This is a genomic window from Alcanivorax sp. HI0044 (assembly GCF_001634945.1).
This window is the reverse complement of the sequence record NZ_LWEZ01000315.1, coordinates 1-708: the sequence shown is the minus strand read 5'-3', so window position 1 is coordinate 708 and position 708 is coordinate 1. Positions and strand designations below refer to the sequence as shown.

The 708-nt window shown below is 58.6% G+C and carries 1 protein-coding gene; it reads left to right on the top strand.

What is annotated here, in order from left to right; translation table 11 throughout:
- Positions 1-708: globin domain-containing protein (locus A3730_RS03810; protein ID WP_231883833.1), on the top strand; the 708-nt coding region annotated here is incomplete at both ends.

The window sequence follows — 708 nt, the reverse complement described above, 5'->3', positions numbered from 1 at the left end:
CTGTGCTTATGCCCAGCACGTGGACAATCCGGCCGCGCTGGCAGATGCCGTGGAGCTGATTGCCCAGAAGCACGTTTCCCTGGGGATTCAGCCGCAGCACTATCCGATTGTTGGTGCCAATTTGCTGGCCTCCATTCAGGAAGTGTTGGGAATTGATGAAAGGTCGGAAATTATTGATGCCTGGGCGGCGGCCTATGGGGCGTTGGCAGATATCTTTATTGGCCGTGAAAATACGCTGTACCNGCATCAAAAGGAGGCGTTCGGCTGGCAGGGTTTCAAGCCTTTTGTCGTTGCCCGTCGTGAGGCTGAAAGCGAGAACATCGTTTCCCTGTACCTGGCTCGTCAGGACGGTGAGGCGCTGCAGCCGCACCAGCCTGGCCAGTACATTACCGTGCGGGTGACGCCACCCGGTGGCCAGCCGGTAATGCGCAACTACAGCCTGTCTTGTGCACCGGGTGAAAGTCATTATCGAATCAGTGTGAAACGGGAGCTGGCAACAGCTGACGAGGCCCCCCATGGTGTGTGCTCTGGTTATATTCATGAGCATATTCAGGAAGGCGATGTGCTGGAGGTGGCGCCTCCCTGTGGAGAGTTTACCTTGGCCGATGCCGCTGGTGACGGCGTTCCGTTGGTGCTGGTGGCTGGCGGTGTGGGAATTACGCCGCTGCTTTCCATGCTGCATGGGGCGCTGGCTCGCCAACAGGGCCG